General features: G+C 72.5%; 18 protein-coding genes. 7 read left to right on the forward strand and 11 right to left on the reverse strand.

Annotated elements, in window-relative coordinates; translation table 11 throughout:
• Window positions 1-60 precede the first annotated feature (60 nt).
• Window positions 61-1,020 carry an SDR family NAD(P)-dependent oxidoreductase gene (locus ACFYW1_RS22500; RefSeq protein WP_388995834.1) on the forward strand — a complete coding sequence of 320 codons (960 nt, stop codon included), beginning with the start codon at window positions 61-63 and terminating at the stop codon, window positions 1,018-1,020.
• A 65-nt stretch (window positions 1,021-1,085) separates the two neighbouring features.
• Here the strand turns inward: ACFYW1_RS22500 and ACFYW1_RS22505 are convergent, their stop codons facing one another.
• Together ACFYW1_RS22505 and trpS are read right to left on the reverse strand one after the other, a co-directional pair.
• Window positions 1,086-1,676, reverse strand: coding sequence for a 2'-5' RNA ligase family protein (locus ACFYW1_RS22505; RefSeq protein WP_388995837.1), 591 nt, complete (start codon window positions 1,674-1,676; stop codon window positions 1,086-1,088).
• A 111-nt stretch (window positions 1,677-1,787) separates the two neighbouring features.
• Window positions 1,788-2,801: a tryptophan--tRNA ligase gene (gene trpS / locus ACFYW1_RS22510; protein WP_388995840.1), complete on the reverse strand. Its 1,014-nt coding sequence runs from the start codon at window positions 2,799-2,801 to the stop codon at window positions 1,788-1,790.
• 246 nt (window positions 2,802-3,047) lie between these two features.
• On the opposite strand from trpS, the gene rocD reads away from it, so the two are divergent.
• Together rocD and ACFYW1_RS22520 are read left to right on the forward strand one after the other, a co-directional pair.
• Complete coding sequence (rocD, locus tag ACFYW1_RS22515; RefSeq protein ID WP_388995843.1) at window positions 3,048-4,253, forward strand: ornithine--oxo-acid transaminase; 1,206 nt, start codon at window positions 3,048-3,050, stop codon at window positions 4,251-4,253.
• 115 nt (window positions 4,254-4,368) lie between these two features.
• A complete protein-coding gene (locus ACFYW1_RS22520) occupies window positions 4,369-5,184 on the forward strand; it encodes an SMI1/KNR4 family protein (protein WP_388995846.1) in 816 nt (271 codons plus the stop codon).
• Window positions 5,185-5,206: 22 nt separating this feature from the next.
• On the opposite strand, the gene ACFYW1_RS22525 is transcribed toward ACFYW1_RS22520, so the two are convergent.
• The 3 genes from ACFYW1_RS22525 to ACFYW1_RS22535 form a co-directional block, all read right to left on the reverse strand.
• On the reverse strand, window positions 5,207-6,406 hold the full coding sequence (locus ACFYW1_RS22525) for a glutathionylspermidine synthase family protein (protein ID WP_388995849.1): 1,200 nt from the start codon (window positions 6,404-6,406) through the stop codon (window positions 5,207-5,209).
• Between the two features lie 6 nt (window positions 6,407-6,412).
• On the reverse strand, window positions 6,413-6,685 hold the full coding sequence (locus ACFYW1_RS22530; protein ID WP_388995852.1) for a hypothetical protein: 273 nt from the start codon (window positions 6,683-6,685) through the stop codon (window positions 6,413-6,415).
• A gap of 131 nt (window positions 6,686-6,816) precedes the next feature.
• Window positions 6,817-8,226 carry a PLP-dependent aminotransferase family protein gene (locus ACFYW1_RS22535; protein WP_388995855.1) on the reverse strand — a complete coding sequence of 470 codons (1,410 nt, stop codon included), beginning with the start codon at window positions 8,224-8,226 and terminating at the stop codon, window positions 6,817-6,819.
• A gap of 47 nt (window positions 8,227-8,273) precedes the next feature.
• Here ACFYW1_RS22535 and ACFYW1_RS22540 point away from each other — a divergent pair, with 47 nt between their 5' ends.
• Both ACFYW1_RS22540 and ACFYW1_RS22545 read left to right on the forward strand, forming a co-directional pair.
• Entirely contained in the window at window positions 8,274-8,792 is a 519-nt protein-coding gene (locus ACFYW1_RS22540) for a carboxymuconolactone decarboxylase family protein (RefSeq protein ID WP_388995858.1), read from the forward strand.
• Between the two features lie 135 nt (window positions 8,793-8,927).
• A complete protein-coding gene (locus ACFYW1_RS22545; protein ID WP_388995861.1) occupies window positions 8,928-9,662 on the forward strand; it encodes an isocitrate lyase/phosphoenolpyruvate mutase family protein in 735 nt (244 codons plus the stop codon).
• A 44-nt stretch (window positions 9,663-9,706) separates the two neighbouring features.
• On the opposite strand, the gene ACFYW1_RS22550 is transcribed toward ACFYW1_RS22545, so the two are convergent.
• The 4 genes from ACFYW1_RS22550 to ACFYW1_RS22565 form a co-directional block, all read right to left on the reverse strand.
• Complete coding sequence (locus tag ACFYW1_RS22550) at window positions 9,707-11,083, reverse strand: B12-binding domain-containing radical SAM protein (RefSeq protein WP_388995864.1); 1,377 nt, start codon at window positions 11,081-11,083, stop codon at window positions 9,707-9,709.
• Window positions 11,084-11,221: 138 nt separating this feature from the next.
• Window positions 11,222-12,211, reverse strand: a complete 990-nt coding sequence (locus ACFYW1_RS22555; RefSeq protein ID WP_388995867.1) for a malate dehydrogenase — start codon at window positions 12,209-12,211, stop codon at window positions 11,222-11,224.
• A gap of 619 nt (window positions 12,212-12,830) precedes the next feature.
• Entirely contained in the window at window positions 12,831-13,556 is a 726-nt protein-coding gene (locus ACFYW1_RS22560; RefSeq protein ID WP_388995870.1) for a DUF3017 domain-containing protein, read from the reverse strand.
• Between the two features lie 30 nt (window positions 13,557-13,586).
• Window positions 13,587-14,450: a bifunctional methylenetetrahydrofolate dehydrogenase/methenyltetrahydrofolate cyclohydrolase gene (locus tag ACFYW1_RS22565; protein ID WP_388995872.1), complete on the reverse strand. Its 864-nt coding sequence runs from the start codon at window positions 14,448-14,450 to the stop codon at window positions 13,587-13,589.
• A gap of 228 nt (window positions 14,451-14,678) precedes the next feature.
• Here ACFYW1_RS22565 and ACFYW1_RS22570 point away from each other — a divergent pair, with 228 nt between their 5' ends.
• Window positions 14,679-15,392 carry an RDD family protein gene (locus tag ACFYW1_RS22570; protein ID WP_388995875.1) on the forward strand — a complete coding sequence of 238 codons (714 nt, stop codon included), beginning with the start codon at window positions 14,679-14,681 and terminating at the stop codon, window positions 15,390-15,392.
• Between the two features lie 111 nt (window positions 15,393-15,503).
• Here the strand turns inward: ACFYW1_RS22570 and purH are convergent, their stop codons facing one another.
• Together purH and purN are read right to left on the reverse strand one after the other, a co-directional pair.
• The gene (gene purH / locus ACFYW1_RS22575; RefSeq protein ID WP_388995878.1) at window positions 15,504-17,057 is read right to left on the reverse strand and encodes a bifunctional phosphoribosylaminoimidazolecarboxamide formyltransferase/IMP cyclohydrolase; all 1,554 of its coding nucleotides are present in this window, start codon (window positions 17,055-17,057) and stop codon (window positions 15,504-15,506) included.
• Window positions 17,044-17,700 (reverse strand): phosphoribosylglycinamide formyltransferase, encoded by a 657-nt coding sequence (gene purN / locus ACFYW1_RS22580; RefSeq protein WP_388995881.1) that lies wholly within the window; start codon window positions 17,698-17,700, stop codon window positions 17,044-17,046. The genes purH and purN overlap by 14 nt, the downstream gene beginning before the upstream one ends.
• Window positions 17,701-18,007: 307 nt before the next feature.
• On the opposite strand from purN, the gene ACFYW1_RS22585 reads away from it, so the two are divergent.
• Window positions 18,008-18,898, forward strand: a complete 891-nt coding sequence (locus tag ACFYW1_RS22585; protein ID WP_388995886.1) for a hypothetical protein — start codon at window positions 18,008-18,010, stop codon at window positions 18,896-18,898.
• Window positions 18,899-18,988 lie beyond the last annotated feature (90 nt).

The following is an 18,988-nucleotide window of genomic DNA, read 5'->3' on the forward strand; positions in this document are numbered from 1 at the left end:
CCCTGTCATCCCTCCGGTCACCACCCCTGGCCATCACCCCTGTCTGCAAGGAGCGTTTTCGTGAAGGACGCCTTCGGGGCCCCGCAGTCCCTGCTCGTACTCGGCGGCACGTCGGAGATCGCCCTGGCCACCGCGCGGCGGCTGATCGCGCTGCGGACCCGCACGGTCCGGCTGGCCGGGCGCCCCTCCCCCGCCCTCGACGCGGCCGCCGACGAACTGCGCGCCCGCGGCGCCGACGTCCGCACGGTCGACTTCGACGCCCTCGACTCCGGGTCCCACGAGGCCGTGCTCGGCGAGGTCTTCGCCGAGGGCGACGTCGACATGGTGCTGCTCGCCTTCGGGATCGCGGGCGACCAGGAACGCGACGAGGAGGAGCCGCTCTCCGCGGTCCGGGTCGCCCAGACCAACTACACGGGGGCCGTCTCCGCCGGGCTGGTGTGCGCCGGCGCGCTCCAGGCGCAGGGGCACGGTTCGCTGGTGGTGCTGTCCTCGGTGGCGGGCGAGCGCGTGCGCCGCGCCGACTTCATCTACGGGTCCAGCAAGGCGGGCCTGGACACGTTCGCGCAGGGGCTGGGCGACGCGCTGCACGACACGGGGGTGCATGTGATGGTCGTGCGCCCCGGCCTCGTACGGTCCGGGGCCCCGGGGGCGGTGACGGAGCCGGTGGCGGAACCCGTGGCGGTGGCGGCCGGAAGCACGGAGCCGACGGACGCCGCGGGAAACGGAAGCGGTACGCGCGGCGGCACCCGGATCGGCGCGTCACGGATCGGCATGTCGCGGGCCGGTGCGCCGTGGATCGGTGCGCCCCGGGTCGAGGCGGCCCGGCTCGCCGCCGCCCGGTTCGCCTCGGCGCCGCTGGAGGCGTCGTCCCTCACCACGACCCCGGACGCGGTCGCGGAGGCCATCGTGGCGGGGCTGCGACGGCGCTCGGAGACGGTCTGGGTGCCCGGGTCGCTCCGCGCGGTGATGTCGGCGCTGCGGCACGTGCCGCGCCCGCTGTTCCGGCGCCTGCCGCTCTGAACCGGACGGGCGAAGGGGTCACCCGGGGCACGCCGGGGTCGAAGGGGGCGTGCGGAGGGTGGTGATCAGGACTGGAGGGAGGGTTCGTCCACGGACGAACCGCCCTGTGCGGGAACGGCCGGCATGCCGTCCCCGGCACCGAACGGGAACTCGTTGATCTTGCGCCAGACGCTGTCCGCGCCCTGCTCGTACAGCGCGAAGGAACCGCAGGTCCAGGACGCCTCGTAGTCGGAGAGCTCCTCGTACGCCCGGTCCATCGCCGCCTCGGAGATGTCGTGCGCCACGGTCACGTGCGGGTGGTACGGGAACTGGAGCTCGCGGACCAGCGGCCCCGAGCCGTCCCGGACCCGCTTCTGGAGCCAGGAGCAGGCCGAGCCTCCCTCGACGACCTGCACGAAGACCACCGGCGAGAGCGGCCGGAAGGTCCCCGTGCCGGACAGCCGCATCGGGAAGGGACGGCCGCCCGTCGCGATCTGGGCGAGGTGCGCCTCGATCGCGGGCAGGGCGGCCGCGTCGGCCACGGTCGGCGGAAGCAGGGTGACGTGGGTGGGAATGCCGTACGCGGCAGGATCCCCGAAGCTCGCGCGCCGCTCCTGGAGCAGGCTGCCGTAGGGCTCCGGGACCGCGATCGAAACGCCGAGCGTTACGGTCCCCACGTCGTTCTCCTCAATCCTCGATGGTCGATGACCTGTTTTCGGCCACCCACCGGGTCGGCTTCCGTCGCCAGTGTGCAGCCTGCGGCCCCGAAACCGCCAGGGTCCTTGGACTCAGTGCTTCGCAGGCAGGAAGCCCATTCGGTCGTACGTACGAGCCAGGGTCTCGGCCGCGACGGACCGCGCCTTCTCCGCACCCTTGGCCAGGATCGAGTCCAGCGTCTCCGGATCGTCCAGATATTCCTGGGTGCGGGTCCGGAACGGTGTGACGAACTCGACCATGACCTCGGCGAGGTCGGTCTTGAGCGCACCGTAGCCCTTGCCCTCGTACTTCTGCTCCAGATCCGCGATACCGGTGCCCGTGAGTGTCGAGTAGATGGTCAGCAGATTGCTGACGCCGGGCTTCTCCACACGGTCGAAGCGGATGACCGTGTCGGTGTCGGTGACCGCGCTCTTCACCTTCTTGGCGGTGGCCTTCGGCTCGTCGAGGAGGTTGATCAGGCCCTTCGGGGTGGCCGCCGACTTGCTCATCTTGGCCGACGGGTCCTGGAGGTCGTAGATCTTCGCCGTCTCCTTGAGGATGTACGGGTCCGGCACGGTGAAGGTGTCGCCGTAGGTGCCGTTGAACCGCTCGGCGAGATTGCGGGTCAGCTCCAGGTGCTGGCGCTGGTCCTCGCCGACCGGGACCTGGTCGGCCTGGTACAGCAGGATGTCGGCGACCATCAGCATCGGATACGTGAAGAGACCGACGGTGGTGCGGTCGGCGCCCTGCTTGGCGGACTTGTCCTTGAACTGCGTCATGCGCGACGCCTCGCCGAAGCCCGCGAGGCAGTTCATGATCCAGCCGAGCTGGGCGTGCTCGGGGACGTGGCTCTGGACGAAGAGCGTGCACCGCTCGGGGTCGAGACCGGCGGCCAGGAGCTGGGCGACGGCGAGCCGGGTGTTCGCGCGCAGCTCCGCGGGGTCCTGCGGAACGGTGATCGCGTGCAGGTCGACGACCATGTAGAAGGCGTCGTGGGATTCCTGCAGCGCCACCCACTGGCGGACCGCACCGAGGTAGTTGCCGAGGTGGAACGAGCCTGCGGTGGGCTGGATTCCGGAGAGCACGCGGGGGCGTTCAGAGGCCATGGGACTCATTGTCTCAGGTACCGGAGCGATCTCCGGCAGCCGGTGCGGAAGGCGCCCGGACCGGCGGCGCGCGCCACCGCGGATGAGACGAGGATCACGCAAGGGCCCGGGGCGGCGGGCGCGGGCACCGGTGCCCGGCCGGTCGGGCACGCCGGGAATCGGAGGTTTCCTCGGACCGGATCCGACCGACGATACAAAGTGGGCACCACCCCGCCCACGCCCATGCCCACGACGAACGGAGACCCCGTGTCGACCACGGAAACCGCCATCGCCTCCGCCGAGGCGCACAGCGCGCACAACTACCATCCGCTCCCCGTGGTGGTCGCCACGGCGGAGGGGGCGTGGATGACCGATGTCGAGGGCCGGCGCTACCTCGACATGCTCGCCGGTTACTCGGCGCTCAATTTCGGCCATGGCAACCGGCGCCTGCTCGACGCGGCCAGGGCGCAGCTGGACCGGGTGACCCTCACCTCGCGCGCCTTCCACCACGACCGGTTCGCCGACTTCTGCACGCAGCTCTCCGAGTTGTGCGGCATGGAGTCGGTGCTCCCGATGAACACCGGGGCGGAGGCCGTGGAGACCGCGGTGAAGACGGCCCGCAAGTGGGGCTACCGGGTGAAGGGCGTCCCGGACGGCATGGCGAAGATCATCGTCGCCGCGAACAACTTCCACGGGCGGACGACGACGATCATCAGCTTCTCCACGGACCCGGAGGCGCGGGAGGACTTCGGCCCGTACACGCCGGGGTTCGAGATCGTGCCGTACGGGGACCTCACCGCGCTCCGGGAGGCGATGACGGAGAACACCGTCGCGGTGCTCATGGAGCCGATCCAGGGCGAGGCCGGGGTGCTGGTGCCGCCGCCGGGCTACCTCCCGGGGGTGCGCGAGCTCACGCGCGAGCGCGACGTGCTGTTCATCGCGGACGAGATCCAGTCGGGGCTGGGCCGGACCGGGAAGACCTTCGCGTGCGAGCACGAGGGCGTCGTGCCGGACATGTACGTGCTCGGCAAGGCGCTGGGCGGCGGGGTGGTCCCGGTGTCGGCGGTGGTCTCCTCGCGGGAGGTGCTCGGGGTGTTCCGGCCCGGCGAGCACGGTTCGACGTTCGGCGGCAACCCGCTGGCCTGCGCCGTCGCGCTGGAGGTCGTCGCGATGCTGCGCACCGGTGAGTACCAGGAGCGGGCGGCCGAGCTGGGCGAGCACCTGCACCGGGAGCTGGGGCTGCTGGTGGGCGGCGGCGCGGTGGACGAGGTGCGGGGCCGCGGGCTGTGGGCGGGCGTGGACATCGCCCCGGCCCTCGGCACGGGCCGGGAGATCTCCGAGAAGCTGATGGAGCGCGGGGTGCTGGTCAAGGACACCCACGGCTCGACGATCCGGATCGCGCCGCCGCTGGTGATCAGCAAGGAGGACCTGGACTGGGGGCTGGAGCAGCTCCGCGGCGTCCTGCGCCACTGACCGGGAGCCGGCGCGCCGGGCCGGGGGTCTCGGGCCTCCGGGCCGGGGGTCTCGGGCCGCCGGGGGTGTTCTCCCGCGGCCCGGGGCGGCGGCGCGGCCTGGCAGACTCTGCGCCGTGAGACCTGACCTGACGCAACTGCGGGACCTCGTCGAGGAGTCGCCGGGGTTCGGTCGCGGGCCGGCCGCCGCCGTGCCGGAGGAGGCGATCCGGGACGCCGAGTCGCGCGTCGGCCCGTTGCCGCCCTCGTACCGGTGGTGGCTGGCCGAGTTCGGCCACGGGCGGGCCGGCGACGCGCAGATCGCGACGGCCGGGCCCGCCGGGGCAGCCGAGGACGACATGTACGAGGCCATCACCGCCGCGTGGCGGCTGAGCGGCGCCCGGCTGTGCTTCGCCGTCGAACCCGACTGCGGGGACGGCTACTCCTTCGCCCTCGACCGGAGCGGGGAGGCCGGGGCCGGGGAGCACCCGGTGGTGTGCCGGGACGGCGTCGACGGCGAGGAGTACCCGGTGGCGGAGTCCTTCGCCGGGTTCCTGGCCGTCCGGGCCGCACAACTGCGCGGACTGCGGGACGGCCCCAACCCCACGATCGCCCGGCTGTGGCGCTCGACGCCGGGCGTGCTGCTCGGCAACGGCGTCCACGTCTACGGCCCGCACACCGTCGCGGAGCGCAACGAGACCTTCGAGGTGGCCCGGTACGCGCCCCACTGGGTGCTGGTCGGGGACGACGGCGGGGGCGACGGGTTCTTCATGCGCCGCCACGGCCGCGACCGCGTCTCGGTCCACCGGCTCGGGCTGGGCGCGATCTGCCCGGACGTCGCGGCGGCGGGCGAACCCGTGACGGACGACCTGATCGGCTGGCTGCGCGCGGCCGGGCCTGACGGGGCGACGGTTTCCCGCCGCCCCGCCGCCCCGCCGCCCCGTCGGCCCTGACCGGACCTGTCCTGACCGGCCCTCAGAGGATGACGTGCGGCAGGAAGCGGGCGTACTCGTCCGTGACCGGTCCGGCGGACTCCCGGATGCCCAGGCCGGCCGCCTCGTCCTCGACGACCCAGGCTCCCAGCACCACGCGGTTGCCGTCGAAGTCCGGCAGCAGCGCGAGCTCCTGGTAGCAGCACGGTTCGTCGCGCAGCACCGCGGGGCTGCCCGGTCCGTGGACCGTGACCCCGGCCCCCTCGCGGCCGAGCAGCGGCTTGGCGACGTAGCCGGGGCCGGGTCCGTCGCCGGTGCCCGCCGCCAGGTCGCGGGGGCCGTCGAGGTAGGACGCGAGCAGGTTGGGGTGGCCCGGGTAGAGCTCCCAGAGGATCGCCAGCAGCGCCTTGTTGGACAGCAGCATCTTCCAGGCGGGCTCGATCCAGCAGGTGGTGCCGCTGCCGCCGCCGTTGTCGAGGGTGTCCAGCACGTGCGGGCCGAACCGGTCGGTCGCCAGCCACTCCCACGGGTACAGCTTGAAGCAGCTGCGGATGAACCGGAGCCGTTCGTCGACGAACCGCCCGCTCAGCCGGTCCCAGCCGATCCGTTCGACGGAGAGCGCCTCGGTCTCGATGCCGGCCTGTTCCGCGGTCTCCCGCAGGTAGGCGACCGTCATCAGGTCCTCGCCCAGTTCGTCCCCGTCGGAGTGGGCGAAGTGCAGCGGCCCCGGCGGCAGCAGGGCGGCCTGCCGCCGCCATGCGTCCACGAGCCGTTCGTGCAGCGAGTTCCACTGGTCGGCACCCGGGAAGCGGTCCTCCATCCAGAACCACTGGGCGCTCGCGGCCTCCACCAGGGAGGTGGGGGTGTCCGCGTTGTACTCCAGCATCTTCGCCGGGCCGCTCCCGTCGTAGCGCAGGTCGAACCTGCCGTACAGGGACGGGAGTTCGGCCCTGCGGTGCCAGGACTGGGTGATCAGGCCGGCCAGTCTGCGGTCGGTGATGCCGAGTTCGGCGAACCGGTCCTTCTCCACGATGTGCGCGGCCGCGGCCAGACACATGGCGTGCAGCTCCTCGACCACGTCCTCCAGGGCCTCGACCTCGGGCAGGGAGAAGACGTAGTAGGCGCTCTCGTCCCAGTACGGGCGCAGCGATCCGTCCGGGTAGCGGGTGAGCGGGAAGACGATCCCCTGCTCCTCCACCGTCTGCTGCCAGCCGGGGCGCGGCTGCGTGGTGCGGCGCTCCATGCCGGCTCAGCCGCCGCCGGTGCCCGAGCAGCCGAAACCGCCCCGGTCGACCGCCGACTTGTTGAAGCTGCCGCCCTCGACCTTGCCGTTCTTGCTGCTGCCGCCGTAGTAGTACGAGCCCTTGCCGCCGCCCTTGCACTCGTAGCTCGGCAGCCTGTCCCGGCTGACCGGGTCGACGCACCGCTTGTCCGGTTCCGAACCGCAGGAGGTGATCATCGCGGCGAGCACCCCCATGCCGCCGAGCACCACCGTGCTCGACCGCAGCCTCCGTACAGCCATGTCTCTGTCTCCCCCGTAGTAAAGATCAAGCCAGTGTGACCATCGAACGCGACCGTTCATCAGACTAGCGCGGGGGGTTCGGGCCCCGGCGGGACAGGTCCCGGGCCCCGGCGGGGCGCGGGCGCGGTGCGTCACCGGGTGGGCAGGACCCGGCAGAGGGCGTCCAGGGCGCCGGTCCAGGCACTGTCGGTGGGTGTGCCGTAGCCGATGACCAGCGCGTCCCGCCCCGGTGCCGCGTCGGGGTGGCGGAAGCGCGAGATCCCCTCCAGCGCCAGCCCCTGCCAGGCGGCCGCCCGCAGCACGGACGGCTCGCTGCCCTCGGGGAGTTCGAGCACGGCGTGCAGTCCGGCGGCGATGCCGCTGACCCGGACCTCCGGGGCCCGTTCCGCCAGGGCCTCGACGAGCTGGTCGCGGCGGCGCCGGTAGCGCAGCCGCATCGAGCGCACATGGCGGTCGTACGCGCCCGACCCGATGAACTCCGCGAGCGTCAGCTGGTCCGGCGCGCTCGACGACCAGTCGCTCACCCCCTTGGCCTCGGACACCTCCCCCACCAGGTCCTCCGGCAGCACCATCCACCCCAGCCGCAGGCCGGGGGCCAGCGACTTGCTCGTCGTCCCCAGGTGCACCACGCGTTCGGGGTCGAGGCCCTGGAGCGCGCCGACCGGCTGGCGGTCGTAGCGGAACTCGCCGTCGTAGTCGTCCTCCAGGATCAGCCCGCCCGTGGCCCGTGCCCAGTCCACCGCCGCGGCCCGGCGGTCGGGGTGCAGCGGCACCCCGGTGGGGAACTGATGCGCGGGCGTCATCAGGACCGCGCCCACGCCCCGCAGTCCGGCCAGTTCGCCGGTTCGCGCCCCGCGGTCGTCGACCGGCAGGCAGGGCAGCCGCAGCCCGGCCTCCCGGAGCAGGTCGTGGTGGATGTCCAGCCCGTACGACTCGACGGCCACCTCCCGCACCCGTCGCCTGCGCAGCACCGTCCCCATCAGTTTCAGGGCGTGCGCGAAGCCGGCGCAGATCATGATGCGTTCCGGGTCGGCGTGGACGCCCCGGGCGCGGGCCAGGTAGTCGGCGAGCACGGTGCGCAGCTCGACGCGTCCGCGCGGGTCGCCGTACCCGAAGGCGTCGTGGGGTGCGGCCGTCAGGGCGCGGCGGGCCGCCTTGAGCCATTCGGCGCGCGGGAACGTCGAGAGGTCGGGCGACCCGCCCAGCAGGTTGTGCGCGGGCCGGGAGCGCGCCGTCCGGGTCCGGGTGACCCGGACGGCCGAGGGGCGCGGCTCGGCCCGCCGGGCCACCCGGGTGCCCGAGCCCTGCCGGGCGGTGAGCCAGCCCTCGGCGACCAGTTCCGCGTAGGCGTCGGCGACGGTGTTCCGGGCCATGCCGAGGTCGGCGGCGAGCCCGCGGGAGGACGGCAGCCGGGTGCCGGGGGCCAGCCTGCCGGTCCGTACGGCCTCCCGCAGGGCGTCCATGAGCCCGGCCCGCAGCCCGGTCGACCCGGTGGTGTCGAGGTGCAGGTCGGCGCCGAAAGTGGCCCAGGAATCCGTCATGGAAATGGACCATACAGGTGTGCCACCTGGCTCGTAGTGTCGTACTCATGACGACGAACGAGAACAGCGCACCGGCCTCCGGCCTCAACCCCGAGCACGCCCCCCGCATGAAGCAGCCGTGGGCCGAGCTCGCCCCCGACGTCTACCGGGCGATGGTCCGGCTGGACGGGGCGTCCCGGAAGGGGATCGACCCGGTCCTGGCCGAGCTGGTGAAGATCCGTGCCTCGCAGCTGAACCACTGCGCCTTCTGCCTCGACATGCACACCAAGGACGCGCTCGCGGCGGGCGAGTCGGTCGAGCGGATCGTCCAGCTGAGCGCGTGGGAGGAGTCGCGGCACTTCTACACGCCCAAGGAGATCGCGGCCATCGAGCTGACCGAGGCGGTGACCGTGCTGACCGACGGTTTCGTGCCGGACGAGGTGTGGGAGAAGGCTTCCGAGCACTTCGACGAGACCGAGCTCTCCCACCTGATCGCAGCGATCGTCGCGATCAACGCGTGGAACCGCTTCGCGGTGACCACCCGCATGGTTCCCGGCCACTACAAGCCGGGCGACATCAAGCACTGACCCGGCCCGACCGCGGCGCCCGGCACGCGCGCCGCCCACCGCGCGCCGGGTCACGTGCCCGGTGCCACCCGGCGCATCCGCGTCCGTCTCCCCGCCCCTCGTCCGTCTTCCGGCCCGCACCCACAGGAGTCACGCATGACCGCGTCCGTCCTCCGCGCCCTGCACCACGACCGCGCCCCGGGCGACCCGCTCGTCCTCCCCGGCCCGTGGGACGCGGCGAGCGCCCGCGCCTTCGCCGACGCGGGCTTCCCGGCGCTCGCGACGCCCAGCGCCGGGATCGCGGCCTCGCTCGGTTACGAGGACGGGGCGACGCCCGCCGCCGAGATGTTCGCGGCCGTGGCCAGGATCGTGCGGGCCGTCCCGGCCTCCGTGCCCGTCTCGGCGGACGTCGAGGCGGGTTACGGGCTGGCTCCGGAGGAGCTCGTGGAACGGCTCCTGGAGAGCGGGGCCGTCGGCTGCAACCTGGAGGACTCGGTCGACGGCACGCTCGTCGGGGCCGAGCGGCAGGCGGACCGGATCGCCGCGGTCCGGGAGGCCGCGGGCGACCGCCTCTTCGTCAACGCCCGCGTCGACACGTACGTCCACGGCTCCCCCGGCACCGCGGACCCGGAGGCGGAGACGGTGCGCCGGGCCCTGCTGTACGTGGCGGCGGGCGCGGACTGCGTCTACCCGATCCTGGCCCCGCCCGAGGCGCTGCCCCGGCTGGCCGCCGCCGTCCCCGGCCCGCTCAACGCCCTCGCCCTGCCGGACGGCCCGGCCCCGCACCGGCTCGGCGAGCTGGGCGCCACCCGGATCACCTTCGGCCCCGGGCTCCAGCGCCGCGCCCTGGCGGCCGTGCGGGAGATCGCGGACGAGCTGCGGAAGGCGTAGCCGGGCGGCAGGGGGCCGTGCCCGTCCGCCGGGGGGCGGCCCGGTCATGCCCCTCTGCCGCCGAAGGCCGCCAGGGTCCGTTCCAGCGCCGGCATGGCCCGCACCACGTTGCGGGAGCGGATCAGGGCGTCCCAGGCGGGCTCGAACTTCTTCCAGCCGCCCGCGTACGCCAGGTGCCTGAGCCGTTCGTGCGTACCCGGCTGGGCCGCGGCGCCGCGCCATATGTTGGACCACCGGTAGAAGTCGCGGTACGCGCGCCAGTAGCCGTCCTCCAGCTGGTCCGGGGTCATGCCCTTCGGGCGGTACACGACGTGGCGGGTGTCGTAGAGGTCCCAGTCCCGGTGGACGATCCGGTCCTCCGCCTCCAGCTGCTTCCACAGCCCGGTGGACGGGTACGGCGTCATGATGTGGAAGGTGGCCGTCTCGATGCCCTGCCCGACCGCCCACTCCACCGTGCGGTCGAAGACGTCCGGGCCGTCGTGGTCGAGCCCGAAGACGAAGCTGGCGTTGACCATGACCCCGGCGTCGTGGAGCCGGCGCACGGCCGCCCCGTAGTCCTCGCCGATGTTCTGGTTCTTGCGCCGCTCGGCGAGGTTCGCGCCGTTGACGGTCTCGAAGCCGACGAACAGGCTGCGCAGCCCCGCGTCCACGGCGCGTTCCAGCAGGTCCGGCCGGAGCACGGACTTCACGGTGCCGGCCGCCTGCCAGAGCCGCCCCATGCCGGCCATCCCGTCGAACAGCGCCTCGGCGAAGCGGCGGTTGCCGAACAGGTGGTCGTCGAGGAAGTACAGGTGCCTGCCGGGCAGCCGCTCGATCTCGGCGAGCGCGTCGTCCACGGCCTGGGTGTAGAAGGACTTCCCGCCCTCGAAGAAGGCGTCCTTGTAGCAGAAGTCGCAGTGGTGCGGGCAGCCCCGCGAGACGACGATCGAGTTCGGCACCAGGTACAGATGACGTTTGATCAGGTCGCGTCGTACGGGCGGGAGCCCGGCCAGGGTGCGCAGCTTCGAGTCGTAGCGGCGGCCCGGCGCCCCGGCCCGGAACTCCTTGAGGAACAGCGGCCAGGTGTCCTCGCCCGGCCCGGTGAAGATCGTGTCGGCGTGCGCGGCGGCCTCGTCCGGCAGCGAGGTCACGTGCAGGCCGCCCATGGCGACGTGGACGCCCCGGGCGCGGAAGTGGTCGGCGATCTCGTAGCCGCGCCGCGCGGAGGTGATGTACGGCTGGACGACCAGGAGGTCGGGGCTTTCGAGCGCCTCGATGTCCACCCGTTCGACGTGCTCGTCGAGGAGCGTCACCTCGTCGTCCGGGTCGAGGTACCCGGCGAGGGTCGCCAGGCCCAGCGGCGGGAAGAGCGAGTACTTGATGGGCCGGAACAGCGGGCTGGTCGCCTCGGTCAGTGCCGGGAGGATCATCGTCACGCGCATGAAAGCCCAGACTCTGTGAGCCGCGCGATCAGTTCCCGGCCGGGGCGCGAACCCCTTCCGGTACGTCCGCCGACGCACGTCGCCCCCGGCAGCGGGTGCTGCCGGGGGCGACGGGGTACGCGCGAAGGGGCGTACGGATCAGATCAGGCCGAGCTCGCGGACCGCGTCGCGCTCCTCGGTGAGCTCCTTCACCGAGGCGTCGATGCGCGCACGGGAGAAGTCGTTGATCTCCAGGCCCTGGACGATCTTGTACGTGCCGTTCTCCGTGGTGACCGGGAAGGACGAGATGATGCCCTCGGGCACGCCGTAGGAGCCGTCCGACGGGATGCCCATGGAGGTCCAGTCGCCCTCGGCGGTGCCGTTGACCCAGGTGTACACGTGGTCGATGGCGGCGTTCGCGGCGGAGGCGGCGGAGGACGCGCCACGGGCCTCGATGATCGCGGCGCCGCGCTTGGCGACGGTCGGGATGAAGGTGTCGGCCAGCCACGCCTCGTCGTTGACGACCTCGGCGGCGTTCTTGCCGGCGACCTCGGCGTGGAAGATGTCCGGGTACTGGGTCGCCGAGTGGTTGCCCCAGATCGTCAGCTTCTTGATGTCGGAGACGGCGGCGCCGGTCCTGGCGGCCAGCTGCGAGATCGCGCGGTTGTGGTCGAGGCGGGTCATCGCGGTGAAGCGCTCGGCCGGTACGTCCGGGGCGGCGGCCTGGGCGATCAGGGCGTTGGTGTTGGCCGGGTTGCCGACGACGAGGACCTTGATGTCGTCCGCGGCGTTGTCGTTGATGGCCTTGCCCTGCGGCTTGAAGATGCCGCCGTTGGCGGAGAGCAGGTCACCGCGCTCCATGCCCTTGGTGCGCGGGCGGGCGCCGACCAGCAGGGCGACGTTGGCACCGTCGAACGCCTTGTTGGCGTCATCGGTGATCTCGATGCCGCGCAGCAGCGGGAAGGCGCAGTCGTCGAGCTCCATCGCGGTGCCCTCGGCGGCCTTCAGGCCCTGCGGGATTTCCAGGAGACGCAGGTTGACCGGCACGTCCGGGCCGAGCAGGTGGCCGGAGGCGATGCGGAAGAGCAGCGCGTAGCCGATCTGGCCGGCTGCGCCGGTCACGGTGACATTCACGGGAGTGCGGGTCATGGCGATCTCCGTTAGACAGCTGGCGGTGGGGGTCCCTGCCCCTGGTGCTGGACATCCCCGGTCTGAATCTTGACGTGAAGAGATATCCAGCGGTCAGGCTATCCGACCCGGAACCTTCCGGCGGCCCGGCCCCCTGTGGCACCGCACACAACCCGTCACACAGCGCTCACCCGGACGAATCCGGTCACTCGGAGGAGGACGGAGGGAACGGGCGGAAGGAGGGGCCGAGGGCGGGCGCACGGGGGTGTTCGGAACCAGGTGCGCGCCTGTCGCGCGCCCTTGTTCGCCACTCCGTTGCCGGACAATCACACCTTGGCGGAATGGTCACTTCCGTGCCACAGGCCCCAGCCGTCCCTTGAACACCTTCACCCCGTCGACCAGGCTGAACGCAGGACGGGGGCGAGGCCGGTCAAGTCGCCGCGGTTTGGGACGGAAGCGTTTCGGACCGGGGCTCGCCCCGGGTGTCCGTCCCTTCTCGGGGGAGGGGACGGGCACCGTCCGCAACCGTGCGACCGCCCGTACGGGCCGGGCCCGACGGCCCGCGAACCGGCCGATCACTCGCCGGCCACTCGCCGACCGTTCACGGATCGGCGAGTCGACGCGTCGGCGAGTTGGCGAGTCAGCGGATCGTGAAGTGGACGGCCTGTTCGAGGAACGGGATGTCCAGCCACGGCTTGGGCTGAGCCACCAGGGCCAGCATCACGATGAGGAAGCCGAGCACTCCATAGGTCACCAGGTCGGTGAAGCGGGAACGGACCGCCAGCATGCCGACCGACCGGACCGTCATCCGCAGCACCGCGCCGCCGATGAGGGCCGCGCCGATCAGCATCGTGCCGACCCGGAACGCCTCGGCGAAGGGGTCGACGGCCACGATCAGCAGCCCGATCCCCGCCGTGCAGAGCACGGCGAGCAGCGGCCACTGCCGGGCCGGGGCGGGCGCGTCCCCGGGCGCGGCCCGGCCGCCGCCCTCGGGGCGCGCGGTGTCCTTGGTGAACAGGGGGAACCGCCGGGATGCCCGCGGAGCGGTGCCGGAGCCCCCGGCCGGGGTGCTGCCGGAGGCGACGTCCGGGGCCGTGCCCGCAGTACCGGACTTCGCCTCCCCGGGACCCTCGTCCTTCCCGGAGTCCGGTCCGGGTGCGGCGGAGTCCGCGTCCTCACCCGCGTCCGGCCGTGCCTCGCCACCGGCGGCACTCTTCTCCGGCTCCGGGCCGGTCTCCTTCTTCTTCCCCGGGCCCGCTCCGGTCTCCGCCCCGGCCCCTGCGTTCGTCCCCGCACCCGTCTCCGGGGCCTCGTCCGTACGCGTGTCCTCGGCGGTCGGGTCGGCCGGACTCGTACCAGCACCCATGGGGTTCCTTCCGGATTCGGGTCGGCCGGTTCAGAGGGCGGCGGCCGCGTTGCGCTCGGCCGCCTCGACCACGTTGACGAGCAGCTGGGCGCGGGTCATCGGGCCGACACCGCCCGGGTTCGGGGAGATCCAGGCGGCGACCTCGGCCACGCCCGGGTGGACGTCCCCGACGATCTTGCCGTTCTCGTCCCGGCTGACGCCGACGTCGAGCACGGCGGCGCCCGGCTTCACGTCCTCGGGCTTGATGATGTGCGGCACCCCGGCGGCGGCGACGATGATGTCGGCCTGCTTGAGATGGGCGGAGAGGTCACGCGTACCGGTGTGGCACTGGGTGACGGTGGCGTTCTCGGACCTGCGGGTCAGCAGCAGCGGCATCGGGCGGCCGATCGTGACGCCCCGGCCCACGACCACGACGTTCGCCCCGTTGATCTCCACGCCGTGGTGGCGCAGCAGCTGGACGACGCCCTGCGGGGTGCAGGGCAGCGGGCCCGTCTCGTTGAGCACCAGGCGGCCGAGGTTCATCGGGTGCAGGCCGTCGGCGTCCTTGGCCGGGTCCATCAGCTCCAGGACGCGGTTGGTGTCGATCCCCTTGGGCAGGGGGAGCTGCACGATGTAACCCGTGCATTCGGGGTTCTCGTTGAGCTCCCGCACGACCGCCTCGATCTCCTCCTGGGTGGCGGTCTCGGGGAGTTCGCGCTGGATGGAGCCGATGCCGACCTGGGCGCAGTCGCGGTGCTTGCCGTTCACGTACCAACGGCTGCCCGGGTCGTCCCCGACCAACAGGGTTCCCAGGCCGGGGGTGATGCCCCGTTCCTTGAGGGCCGCCACGCGGACGGTGAGATCGGACTTGATCGCGGCTGCGGTGGCCTTGCCATCGAGAATCTGGGCAGTCATGTCCCCATACTCGCGGATGACCCCGCCCCCATACCAATTCCAGGTGCTGTGAGCGGCCACGATGTTGCACTTGGGCAACATCCACCGGCCGCGACTGGACAAACTTACTTTTCATTTATAACGATTAACACCGCAGTGCCGCAGTAGTACCCGGGGGGCGGACCACTGAACTCTTCTTTCCTCCGCGCGGCCGCATCGTCCCCGCATGCACGTTGGAGGAACGCCCACATGAGTTTCGGCGCCCCGAACCCGGACCCGAACAATCCGTACGGCCAGCAGCCCCCGCAGGGCCAGCCCGGCTACGGCTACCCGCAGCAGCCGCCGCAGGGTCAGCCGGGCTACGGCTACCCGCAGCAGGGCCAGCCGGGCTACGGCTACCCGCCCCAGGCCCCGGGCACGCTCCAGGCCAACAACGGCTACATCAACGTCCCGGTCCTCGGCACGGTCCAGGTCGCCTCGATGGGCCGCCGCTTCGGCGCGCGTCTCCTCGACGGCCTGATCATCGGCGTCCTCTACGGCATCCTCACCGCGGTCGGCGTGGCCGGTGCCCTGGGTCTCGCCGAGAGCGCCGACGACTGCGGTTCCGCCCTGGACCCGGGTTACCAGTCCTGCATCAACGAGGCGAGCAGCAGCATCATCGTCACCATGCTCGGCATGGTCGCCCTCTTCGGTCTGATCACGCTGCTCTACGAGTGGCTGATGATCGCGCTGGCCGGCGCGACCCTCGGCAAGATGGCCCTCGGCCTGAAGGTCGTCAAGGAGAACACCGGTCAGAACCCGGGCCTCGGCGGCGGCTTCATCCGCTGGATCATCCCGATCGTCGGTGCGTTCCTCTGCTACATCGGCGCCCTCCTGGTCTACCTGTCGCCGTTCTTCGACAACTCCGGCAAGCTCCAGGGCTGGCACGACCGCGCCGCCGGAACCATCGTCGTCAAGAAGTAACGCGACGCCTTTTCCGTTCCACAACACGAAGGGCCGGAACTCCTCCCGGAGTTCCGGCCCTTCGTGTTGTGCGCCGGCGTCGCGGAACGGTGTGGTGAACCGTCGGCGAAATCAGTGGAAGAAGTGGCGCGTGCCCGTGAAGTACATCGTCACGCCGGCCTTCTTCGCGGCCTCGACGACCAGTTCGTCACGGACCGAACCGCCCGGCTGGGCCACGGCCTTCACCCCGGCCGCGGTCAGGATCTCCAGCCCGTCCGGGAACGGGAAGAACGCGTCGGAGGCGGCGTACGCACCGCGGGCGCGCTCCTCGCCGGCCCGCTCGACGGCCAGCTTCGCGGAGTCGACGCGGTTGACCTGGCCCATGCCGACGCCGACCGAGGCGCCGTCCTTGGCGAGCAGGATCGCGTTGGACTTGACCGCGCGGCACGCCTTCCACGCGAAGGCGAGCTCCTTCAGCTCGTCGGCGGTCAGGGCCTCGCCGGTGGCGAGGGTCCAGTTGGCCGGGTCGTCGCCCTCGGCCTGGAGCCGGTCGGTGACCTGGAGCAGCGCACCGCCGTCGATCGGCTTGACCTCGACCTCGGCGGCCGGGGCGTCGGGGCAGCGCAGCACGCGGATGTTCTTCTTGCGGGCCAGCACCTCGACGGCGCCGTCCTCGTACGCCGGGGCGACGATGACCTCGGTGAAGATCTCCGCGACCTGCTCGGCCATCGCGACGGTCACCGGGCGGTTGACGGCGATGACGCCGCCGAAGGCGGAGAGCGGGTCGCAGGCGTGGGCCTTGCGGTGGGCCTCGGCGACGTCGTCGGCGATCGCGATGCCGCACGGGTTGGCGTGCTTGATGATCGCGACGCACGGCTCGGCGTGGTCGTACGCGGCCCGGCGCGCGGCGTCGGTGTCCGTGTAGTTGTTGTACGACATCTCCTTGCCGTGCAACTGCTCGGCCCCGGCCAGGCCGCCGGTGCCCGCGGTGTAGAGCGCGGCGGGCTGGTGCGGGTTCTCGCCGTACCGCAGGACGTTGCTCCGCTCGTACGTCGCGCCGAAGAAGTCGGGGAAGCCCGAGTCGTCGGCGGCGGCGTAGTCGTCCGCGAACCAGGACGCCACGGCGACGTCGTACGCGGCGGTGTGCTGGAACGCCTCGGCGGCCAGGCGCTTGCGGGCGGCCAGGTCGAAACCGCCCGCCCCGACGGCCGCGAGGACGTCGGCGTAACGGCCGGGGCTGGTCACGACCGCCACGGACGGGTGGTTCTTGGCCGCGGCGCGGACCATGGACGGGCCGCCGATGTCGATCTGCTCCACGCACTCGTCGGCGGAGGCGCCGGAGGCGACGGTCTCCTTGAACGGGTAGAGGTTCACGACCACCAGGTCGAACGGCTCCACGCCCAGCTCGGCGAGCTGCTCGCGGTGGGCGTCCAGGCGCAGGTCGGCGAGGATGCCGGCGTGGACGCGCGGGTGCAGCGTCTTGACGCGGCCGTCGAGGCACTCGGGGAAGCCGGTCAGCTCCTCGACCTTGGTGACCGGGACTCCGGCGGCGGCGATCCTGCCGGCGGTGGAGCCGGTGGAGACCAGCTCGACACCCGCCTCGTGCAGACCGCGGGCGAGGTCTTCGAGCCCCGTCTTGTCGTAGACACTGACCAGGGCGCGGCGGATGGGCTTATTCACCGACATGACCGAGATGAACCTTTCGTCCCTCAATGCGATAGCCGTCGCGGGCGAGCCGGCCGACGGCCTCGACGAGCAGCTTGCGCTCGACTTGTTTGATGCGTTCGTGGAGGGCCTCTTCGCCCTCCGCCGTGTCCTCTTCGGTCACCTCGACCACGCCCTGCGCGATGATCGGGCCGGTGTCGACGCCGTCGTCGACGAAGTGGACGGTGCACCCGGTGACCTTCACGCCGTACGCGAGGGCGTCGCGCACCCCGTGGGCACCGGGAAAGCTGGGGAGCAGGGCGGGGTGGGTGTTGACGAACCGGCCGCCGAACCGGGCGAGGAACTCCTTGCCCACGATCTTCATGAATCCCGCGGACACCACGAGGTCCGGGCGGTGTTCGGCCGTCGCGGCCGCGAGCGCCGCGTCCCACTCCTCGCGGGTGGCGTGGTCCTTGACCCGGCACACGAAGGTCGGCAGTCCGGCGCGCTCCGCCCGTTCGAGGCCGGCGATGCCGGAGCGGTCGGCGCCGACCGCGACGACCTGTGCGCCGAAGCCCTCGGGGTCGTCACCGATGGCGTCGAGCAGGGCCTGGAGGTTCGTGCCCGAGCCGGAGACCAGTACGACCAGACGGGCCGGGGCGGTGGAGGGGGGCGGGGAGGCCACGGCTGGGCCCTTTCTCGCGTGATGAAGCAGAGCGGTGCTGATTTGTATGGTCGTACGAAAGAACCGAGCCCCTCCATACGGGGAACTCTACGAACAAGTCGACCGCCAGCAACGATACCGGCACCGTGGAGCACCCCCACGGGACGGGGGTCGCGGGCCCCGGCCCCGCCGTCCGCGCCCGGGTGACGGGCATCGGCCGTCCGTGCTCCGCTCCCCGCTTTCGGCGGCTCCTGGCCGGGAGGTAGCGTCAGGGGACAGCGAACCGTCCGCAGGGCGGAAATGACGAGATGGGGAAGACGTTCACCACATGCCGGACCCACGCCGCAGCACCGCCTTCCGCCGCCCGCTGCCCGAGCGGCCCTCACTGCTGATGCGGGAGCGCCAGTCCTCCGCGGACTCCTCCTCCGGCACCCCGGGGTCCGCCGGAACGCCCGGCCCCGCGGACGACAACCCGTTCGCCGCGCCGCCCGAGAACCGGCCCGACCAGCCCTGGCGGCCCCGCCTCCCCTCGAACACCGGCAACGGCGGCGGGAACGGCGAGGGGTCGTCCGAGGGCGGCTCCTCCGACGACCGGTCCGGCCGGGGCAGCCAGTGGAGCAGTCGGCAGCCGGGCCGCCACGGCGGCGGCTTCGGCGGGCGCTCCGGGGGCCAGGGCGGCCCGAACGGCCAGGGCGGGCCCGAGGGCAACCCCGGCGGCCTGCGCTGGGACCCGACCGACCCCGCCCAGCGCCGGGCGCGCTACGCACTGCTCTGCGGCATGTGGGCCTTCTTCTTCGCGATCTTCGACTTCCCGGAGATCGCCCTGCTGCTCGGCGCGCTCGCCGTGTACTGGTCGATCAGCTCGCTGCGGGCCAAGCCGGGGGAGGCCGCCGGCCGGGCCGACTCCGCCACGGCTCCGGCCGCCCCGGCCGGCGGACCGCTCCAGGGCTCCGGTTCCGGCCACGTCCCGGCGGCCACGCCCGGCGCCCCCGGCGCCCCGGCGGTCCAGGGCGGCGGCAGGCAGCAGACCACGGCCGCGATCAGCGGCCTGGTGACGGCGCTGATCGCGCTCTCGATCGTCGCGACGACGTTCACGGTGCAGCTGGTCTACCGCGACTACTACACCTGCGTGAACGACGCCCTGACCAAGTCCGCCCAGCTGGCCTGCAACGACCAGCTGCCGAAGCCGCTGGAGCCGTTCTTCGGCGTGAAGAGCTAGTACCGCGGGGGGGGGGGGGGGGGGGGGGGGGGGGGGGGGGGGGCGGGGGGGGGCGGCCCGGGGCGGGGGGGGGGCCCGGCGGGGGCGGGC

Source organism: Streptomyces sp. NPDC002669 (genome assembly GCF_042889165.1).
GTDB lineage: Bacteria > Actinomycetota > Actinomycetes > Streptomycetales > Streptomycetaceae > Streptomyces.

Bases quoted from the DNA above. Each gene is read 5' to 3' on its own strand.
- trpS (WP_388995840.1), bottom strand. From the start codon at position 2,801: ATGGCCTCTGAACGCCCCCGCGTGCTCTCCGGAATCCAGCCCACCGCA.
- ACFYW1_RS22525 (WP_388995849.1), bottom strand. From the start codon at position 6,406: ATGGAGCGCCGCACCACGCAGCCGCGCCCCGGCTGGCAGCAGACGGTG.
- ACFYW1_RS22530 (WP_388995852.1), bottom strand. From the start codon at position 6,685: ATGGCTGTACGGAGGCTGCGGTCGAGCACGGTGGTGCTCGGCGGCATG.
- ACFYW1_RS22535 (WP_388995855.1), bottom strand. From the start codon at position 8,226: ATGACGGATTCCTGGGCCACTTTCGGCGCCGACCTGCACCTCGACACC.
- ACFYW1_RS22540 (WP_388995858.1), top strand. From the start codon at position 8,274: ATGACGACGAACGAGAACAGCGCACCGGCCTCCGGCCTCAACCCCGAG.
- ACFYW1_RS22545 (WP_388995861.1), top strand. From the start codon at position 8,928: ATGACCGCGTCCGTCCTCCGCGCCCTGCACCACGACCGCGCCCCGGGC.
- ACFYW1_RS22550 (WP_388995864.1), bottom strand. From the start codon at position 11,083: ATGCGCGTGACGATGATCCTCCCGGCACTGACCGAGGCGACCAGCCCG.
- ACFYW1_RS22555 (WP_388995867.1), bottom strand. From the start codon at position 12,211: ATGACCCGCACTCCCGTGAATGTCACCGTGACCGGCGCAGCCGGCCAG.
- ACFYW1_RS22560 (WP_388995870.1), bottom strand. From the start codon at position 13,556: ATGGGTGCTGGTACGAGTCCGGCCGACCCGACCGCCGAGGACACGCGT.
- ACFYW1_RS22565 (WP_388995872.1), bottom strand. From the start codon at position 14,450: ATGACTGCCCAGATTCTCGATGGCAAGGCCACCGCAGCCGCGATCAAG.
- ACFYW1_RS22570 (WP_388995875.1), top strand. From the start codon at position 14,679: ATGAGTTTCGGCGCCCCGAACCCGGACCCGAACAATCCGTACGGCCAG.
- purH (WP_388995878.1), bottom strand. From the start codon at position 17,057: ATGTCGGTGAATAAGCCCATCCGCCGCGCCCTGGTCAGTGTCTACGAC.
- ACFYW1_RS22585 (WP_388995886.1), top strand. From the start codon at position 18,008: ATGCCGGACCCACGCCGCAGCACCGCCTTCCGCCGCCCGCTGCCCGAG.